At 64.2% G+C, this 6,714-nt stretch carries 8 protein-coding genes; 2 read left to right on the plus strand and 6 right to left on the minus strand.

The annotated features are described in order from the left end of the window. Together Q0S16_RS07390 and Q0S16_RS07395 are read left to right on the plus strand one after the other, a co-directional pair. The coding region (locus tag Q0S16_RS07390) for an SDR family oxidoreductase (RefSeq protein WP_295846579.1) at positions 1-618 on the plus strand (618 nt) is incomplete at its 5' end. A gap of 23 nt (positions 619-641) precedes the next feature. Next, complete coding sequence (locus tag Q0S16_RS07395) at positions 642-1,616, plus strand: tripartite tricarboxylate transporter substrate binding protein (RefSeq protein WP_295846581.1); 975 nt, start codon at positions 642-644, stop codon at positions 1,614-1,616. 12 nt (positions 1,617-1,628) lie between these two features. Here Q0S16_RS07395 and lpxB read toward each other — a convergent pair whose 3' ends face one another. From lpxB to Q0S16_RS07425, 6 genes are all read right to left on the minus strand, one after another. Continuing rightward, positions 1,629-2,807 carry a lipid-A-disaccharide synthase gene (lpxB, locus tag Q0S16_RS07400; protein ID WP_295846584.1) on the minus strand — a complete coding sequence of 393 codons (1,179 nt, stop codon included), beginning with the start codon at positions 2,805-2,807 and terminating at the stop codon, positions 1,629-1,631. Next, on the minus strand, positions 2,804-3,661 hold the full coding sequence (lpxI, locus tag Q0S16_RS07405; protein ID WP_295846587.1) for a UDP-2,3-diacylglucosamine diphosphatase LpxI: 858 nt from the start codon (positions 3,659-3,661) through the stop codon (positions 2,804-2,806). The genes lpxB and lpxI overlap by 4 nt, the downstream gene beginning before the upstream one ends. Positions 3,662-3,680: 19 nt before the next feature. Next, on the minus strand, positions 3,681-4,484 hold the full coding sequence (gene lpxA / locus Q0S16_RS07410) for an acyl-ACP--UDP-N-acetylglucosamine O-acyltransferase (protein ID WP_295846589.1): 804 nt from the start codon (positions 4,482-4,484) through the stop codon (positions 3,681-3,683). Between the two features lie 148 nt (positions 4,485-4,632). After that, positions 4,633-5,112 carry a 3-hydroxyacyl-ACP dehydratase FabZ gene (gene fabZ, locus Q0S16_RS07415; RefSeq protein ID WP_295846591.1) on the minus strand — a complete coding sequence of 160 codons (480 nt, stop codon included), beginning with the start codon at positions 5,110-5,112 and terminating at the stop codon, positions 4,633-4,635. Continuing rightward, entirely contained in the window at positions 5,109-6,191 is a 1,083-nt protein-coding gene (lpxD, locus tag Q0S16_RS07420) for a UDP-3-O-(3-hydroxymyristoyl)glucosamine N-acyltransferase (RefSeq protein WP_295846594.1), read from the minus strand. Before lpxD ends, fabZ begins: the two co-directional genes overlap by 4 nt. A gap of 32 nt (positions 6,192-6,223) precedes the next feature. Further along, the coding region (locus Q0S16_RS07425; protein ID WP_295846596.1) for a BamA/TamA family outer membrane protein at positions 6,224-6,714 on the minus strand (491 nt) is incomplete at its 5' end.

Here is a 6,714-nt window from a genome sequence, read left to right on the forward strand (position 1 = left end):
ACCGGCGCGACGGTCACAGCGGTCATCGGCGATATCGCGACACCGGAGGGCCGCATGGCGGCGCTGGCGGCCTGCCCGGAGCCGGACATTCTCGTCAACAATGCCGACGGCCGAGAGCCCGGCGATTTCAAGAGCTGGACCCAGAACGACTGGATGTCGGCACTCAACACCATGATGTTGTGCCACATCGAGATGATGCGCCTGACTCACGAAGGCATGATGGCGCGCGGCTTTGGCCGTATCGTCAACATCGTCTCGCGCAGCGTCAAGATTCCGCAGCTCGAGATGGGACTGTCGAACGGCGCGCGCTCCGGCCTGGTCGGCTTCGTCGCGGGTCTCGCTCGGCAGACGGTGGCCCGCAACGTCACCATCAATAATCTGCTGCCGGGCATCTTCGACAGCGATGCCCAGAAGCGGCACATCGAAGCCATGCTCGACGACAGCGATAAATCTTTCCAGCAGATCTGGGACGATCGCGCGCGCGGCAATCCCGCGAAACGTTACGGCAGACCGGCGGAGCTCGGCAATTATTGCGCCTTTCTCTGTTCAGAACATGCTGGATTCATCACAGGACAAAACCTGCTGATCGACGGTGGAAGCTACCCGGGAACCTTTTAATTCAGCCTTTGAGAGGATTTTCTGTGAAACATTATCTGTCTCTTGCCATGGTCGGCGCGGCGCTGTTCGGGCTGGGAACGGCGCCGGCGATGGCGCAACCCTATCCGAGCAAGAACGTCACCATCATCGTCCCCTACCCGGCCGGTGGCTCGGTCGATGGCGTGGCGCGCATCCTCGCACAACGGCTGACCGATGTGATGGGACACAGCTTCGTTGTCGAGAACCGCGCCGGCGGCTTCGGCGGCATCGTCGGCGCCAACAGCGTCGCCAAGGCGGCGCCCGATGGCTACACGCTGCTCCTCACCGCCTCGATCCACGTGGTGACGCCGTTCCTGCAAAAGGCCGTGCCCTATGACGTGGTCAAGGATTTCACGCCGATCTCGCTGGTGGCCTCTGGGCCGCTGCTGGTCAGTACGACGCCAAAGGTGCCAGCCAATACGCTGAAGGAATTCTTCGAGCTGGTTCGCCAGAATCCCGACAAGTACACCTTCGCGACGTCGAGCTTCGGCTCGGCCGGTCATCTGGCGACCGAATTGCTGAAGCGCGACGCCGGGGTCAATACGCTGGTGATCGCCTACAAGGGCGCCAACCCCGCCCTCACCGACCTGATGGGGGGCGACGTCCAGCTGATGGTGGACCCGATGCTGTCGTCGCTGCCGCTTGCCAAGGCCGGCAACATCAAGGCGCTGGCCGTCACCAGCCTGAAACGGGTCGCCATTGCGCCGGAGATTCCCACGGTCGCGGAATCCGGCATGACCGGCTTTGAATTCTCGTCATGGTACGGATTATGGGGACCGAAGAACCTGCCGCCCGAAATCATCACCAGGGTGCAATCCGAAATCACCAGAATGGCCGGGCAGCCGGACGTCAAGGCGCGCTTCGAAACACTGGGCTTCGACGCGATCGGCTCAACCCCGGAGGTGTTCGCCCAATACATCACCAATGAGATGATCAGGTACGACAAGATCATCAAGGACGCCAACATCAAGGCCGAGTAGCGCTCAACGGCGTCATGCCGCGGGACCGATGCCAGCCTTCGGTCGCCGCAGCAATGCCAGCACGATCTCTGCCGCGCCTTCGCTTGGCGAGGACCTGCCGGTGTCCATGATGTGGTCGAGCTTTGCAAAGGCCTCGACCTGGCGCTGGCGCATCGGCGTGTCTTCCAGCACCTCGCGCAGCGCCTGCGCCAGTTTTTCCGGCGTGCAATCCTGCTGGATGAATTCCGGCACCACATTCTCGCCAATCACCAGATTGGCGAGAATGACCGAGGCCGAACGGATCAGGCGCCTGGCGATCCAGGCCTCGACGTTGCCGGCTCGGTAGGCTGCCACCATCGGCACGCCGGCCACCGCCAGCTCCAGCGTCACCGTGCCGGACTTGGCGAAGGCGGCGTGCGCGATCCGGAACGCGGCACGCTTGGCCTGCTCGCCGACCACCACGCGCGGCTGCACCGGCCAGTCGGTTAGCGCGGCGGCGATCGCGGCCTCGAGATGCGGCATGGTCGGCAGGATCAGTTCGAAGGCGACGCCCTGCTTGTACAACAGGCCGAGCGCCGCGCCGAAGATCGCCATGTGGTGGCGGATCTCGCCGCGGCGGCTGCCCGGCAGCACCAGCAAGACCGGCGGCGCCGCATCGCGACGCGCCTGCTCGTCTTCATTCGGGCGCAGCGAATCGAGCTGCGCGATCAGGGGATGGCCGACATAGCTGCATAGCGGGCCGCCGAGCTTTTGGTGCACCTCGGGCTCGAACGGCAACAGCGCCAGCACGTGATCGACATAGAAGCGCATCGCGCGCGCCCGGCCCGGCCGCCACGCCCAGACCGTCGGCGAGACATAATCGACGATCGGAATCGAGGGATCGCGGCGCCGCACGCGCCGCGCCACGCGGTGCGTGAAGTCCGGACTGTCGATGATGACCAGGATATCGGGCGCCGCGCGCAATACGGCCTCGGTGGCTTCGGCGAGGCGACGCAGGATCATCGGCAATTTTCGCGGGATCGCGGCAAAGCCGATGATCGACAATTCCTCGATCGGAAACCGCGATGCCATTCCTTCGCGGGCCATGCCGGAGCCGCCGATACCCTCGAAAGTGACGGCGTCGCCGAGCCTCAGTCGCAGCGCCTTGATCAGTTCGGAACCGAGCCGGTCGCCGGATTCCTCGGTGGCGATGAGAAAGATTTTTCGGGTCACGTCGATAGTCCCGTCACGAACAGCCGCGCCGCGTCGGCGATGTCGATCATCGCTTGCGGCTCGGCGACGATGCTGTTGCCGGCGACGATGGCCACGCCAGCCAATTGCGCCGCGGCGGCCCGCTCGATGGTGCGCGGCCCCAGCGTCGGCATGTCGAAGCGGAGGTCCTGGCCACTCTTCGGGGCCTTCACCAGCACGCCCCTGCCCGCTCTGGCGCGGATGCGACCCTCACCGCGCAAGCGCTCCACGCGCATCAGCAGGCCGTCAGTGCCTTCGATGTCCTCGACACCCACCACATGGCCATCGATCACCACAATGGCCTGGCCGATGTCGAACGGGCTTAGCGCACGCAGCACGTCGCGCCCCTTGGCGATATCGGCTTCGGCATCGGCATCCGGCCTGGCGCGGGTCAGCGATCCCGCCGGCATCAACAGGTCCGGCGCGACATCCTTGATGCCCAGCAGCCGGAAACCGTCCTGTTCGAAGATCCGACCAATGCCGGTGAGGAGATGGTCGTCGCCGCCGCGAAACGCCGACAGGATGTGCCGCATCGCCCGCAACGTACCCCAGTCGAGACGGATTTCGGACAGCGCCGGCCGCACCAGGGTGCCGATGAAAACCAGGTCGCGGCAGTTCTCGCCACGCATCAGCCGCTTCAGTCGGCCGAGCTGGCCGATCGGGACCCAGTGATGCTTGAAGCGTGTCACGGCGGCCGGATCGCAGATGCCCTTCAGCGCGAAGAACACCGGCGTGATGTTGCGCGCCAGCAGCGAGTTGGCGACCGCGAAAGGCAAGACGCCGCCGCCGGCGATCAGGCCCACCGGAGACGACAGCGCGAGATCCTGATGCGTCATGGCAGGCCCCGGACCCGGTTCAAGATTTGCCGTGGCCATCCTCGGGCAGGCACAGCGCACGGTGCTGCCCGGCGGCGATGAAGTCCAGGATCTCGACGATCGCAGGATCCTCGGCGGACATCGGCTGCACGCGGGCAAGCCGGTCGGCGAAGATGCCGTCGCCATGAAACAGTTTCTGGTAGAACGAGCGCACCAGCGCCAGCCGCGCCTTGGTGAATTTGCGGCGTTTCATGCCGATAATGTTGAGGCCCTCGAGGCTGGCATACTGGCCATTGACCAGCGCGAACGGGATCACGTCGCCGCGGACGCCGCAGATACCGCCGACCATCGCCTGCGGCCCGATGCGGGTGAACTGGTGCACCGCCGACAGCCCGCCCATGAAGACGAAGTCGCCGATCTCGCAATGGCCGCCGAGCGTCGCCGAGGTGGCGAAGATGACGTCGTTGCCGACATGACAGTCATGGCCGACATGGGCGCAGTTCATGAAGTAGCCGCGGTCGCCGACCGTCGTAATGCCGCCGCCGGCGACGGTGCCGGCATTCATGGTCACGGATTCGCGGATCGTGCAGCCCTGCCCGATTACGAGCTTCGTGAGTTCGCCCTTGTAGCTGAGCGACTGCGGCGGCGTGCCCAGCGAGGCAAACGGATAGATCAGGCAGCCGTCACCAATGCTGGTCTGCGCGGTGATGTGCACATGGCCAAGCAGCTTGCAGTCGGCGCCGATCACGACGTCCGGCCCGATGATGCAATAGGGCCCGATGCTGGTGCCCTCGCCGATCACGGCGCCATCGGCAATGCGTGCCGTGGGATCGATATTGCTCATCAAATAGCCCCGTCTCAGCCGGTATCGCGACGTCAAAGATTGATTTTCGCTGGTAACGCGGGCTACCGGAGCTGTCCAGTCACGTCTGATTTCGCTCGGTTGCAGCGGCTTGCCGCGAGCGGATCACACAGCCCGGCGAGCGACCGCGTCAGTCCGTCAGCATCGCGCCGACGTCGGCCGAGGCGACGATCACGCCGTTGACCTTGGCATCGCCGTGAAACCACCACATCGTCTTCTTCCGGCCGATGCTGCGCATGTGATATTCGACGGTATCGCCCGGCATCACCGGCTTGCGGAATTTGCACTTGTCGATCGTCAGGAAGTACACCGCGCGCGGCTTCTGCGTGCCCTCGACCGACAGGATGCCGATCACGCCGGCGGTCTGCGCCATGCCCTCGATCATCAGCACGCCCGGAAACACCGGACGGTCCGGAAAATGGCCGAGGAAGGCCGGCTCGTTGATGGTGACGTTCTTGATGCCGACGCCGCTGTAATCCTTGCGGATATTGACGACGCGGTCGATCAGCAAGAACGGATAGCGGTGCGGCAGGGTCTTGAGGATGGTGTTGATATCGACCAGATCATACGCAATCGGCGATTCCTGATCGATCGATGAAACTTCGCTCATTGCCCCTCGTCCTTCGCGTCCTGCGAATTCGTCTTCGCCCCCGGCGCGCTGTCGCGTCCGAGCTTCTCCACCGCGAGGATCTCGCGAAACCACTGCTTGGTCGGCTTGGCAAAGAAACCGCCCCACCGCCCTTTGGCCGGGATGCTGTCCTTGACGCCGCTCATCGCGGTGACCTGCGCGCCATCACCGATGGTAATATGATTGTTGACGCCGACCATGGCGCCCAGCGCAACGTTGTCGCCGAGTGTCAGGCTGCCGGCAAGTCCGCATTTGGCGGCGATCAGACAATGTCGTCCGACTGTCACATTGTGGCCGATCTGGACCTGATTATCGATCTTGGTGCCTTCGCCGATCACGGTGTCGCGCAGGCTGCCGCGGTCGATGGTGGTCCCGGCGCCGATCTCGACGTCGTTCTGGATCAGCACGCGGCCGGTCTGCGGTACCTTGAGGTGGCTTTCCGCGCCGAAGATGAAGCCATAGCCGTCCTGCCCGATCAGGCAGCCGGGGTGGATCAGCACGTTATTGCCGATCAGCGCGAACTGGATCGACGAATTGGCGCCGACATTGCAGTCGCGTCCGATCTTGACGCCGGCCGCGATCACCGCGCCGGAGCCGATCACCGAGCCTGAACCGATTTCGACATTCGGGCCGATCACCGCCAACGGATCGACGGTGACGTCGTCCTCGAGCTGCGCCGTCGGGTGGACGATCGCCGATACCGCCACCCCCGTTAGGCCGAAGCCGGATTGCGGGCGCAACGCGTCGTCATGCCAGTCGCGGCTCAGCGCCACAAAATCCGCGAACGGGCTTCTGGAACGTAACACGGCAAGATGGGGGGGAATGTCGCCCTTGAACCGGACGCTCACCAGAACAGCGCCGGCACGGGTCTGCGCGAGCTGGTGGATGTAACGAACGTTGTCGAAGAAGGCGAGATGGTGCGGACCCGCCTGGTCGAGCGACGCCAGGCCGGTAATACGCTGGTCGGCCCGCGTGGGGTCGACCAGCTCCGCCTTCGCAAACGCGGCAATTTCAGCCAGCGTCAACGACGGCGATTGTTTGAAGAAGCTTGGCTGCGCCATTCCACCCGTCGCGGTCCGGCGCGAGATCAAACTCAGAACGAAGTTCCGCCGCCAAACTTGAACTGCTGCACGCGATCATATGCACCCTTGGTGATCGGCACCGCGTAGTCGAAGCGCAGCGGACCGAACGGGGACTGCCAGATCACGCCCACGCCGACCGACGAGCGGACGACATTGCCATCGTCAAACTGCAGTCCGGTGCAGGTACCAACGGTGGTCTTGCTGGCAGGAATACAGCCGGCCACGTTCTGCTCGCTCGTCTGGGCCCAGGAAGTCGGTCCCTTGTAGTCCCACAGGCCGCCGGCATCGGCGTAGACCGCGCCCTTGATACCAACTTCCTTCGGCAGGAACCAGAACGGCATCTGCAATTCGGCCGATGCGCCCCAATATTTCGTGCCGCCCAGCGCGTCGCCATAGGAGCCCAAAGCAACGTAGCTGATGTCACGCGGGCCAATACCGTTCGGTGCGAAACCACGGACCAGGTTCGGACCCATCTGGAAGTTGTCCAGCATGCGGATGTCCT

Source organism: Tardiphaga sp. (genome assembly GCF_025356345.1).
GTDB lineage: Bacteria > Pseudomonadota > Alphaproteobacteria > Rhizobiales > Xanthobacteraceae > Tardiphaga.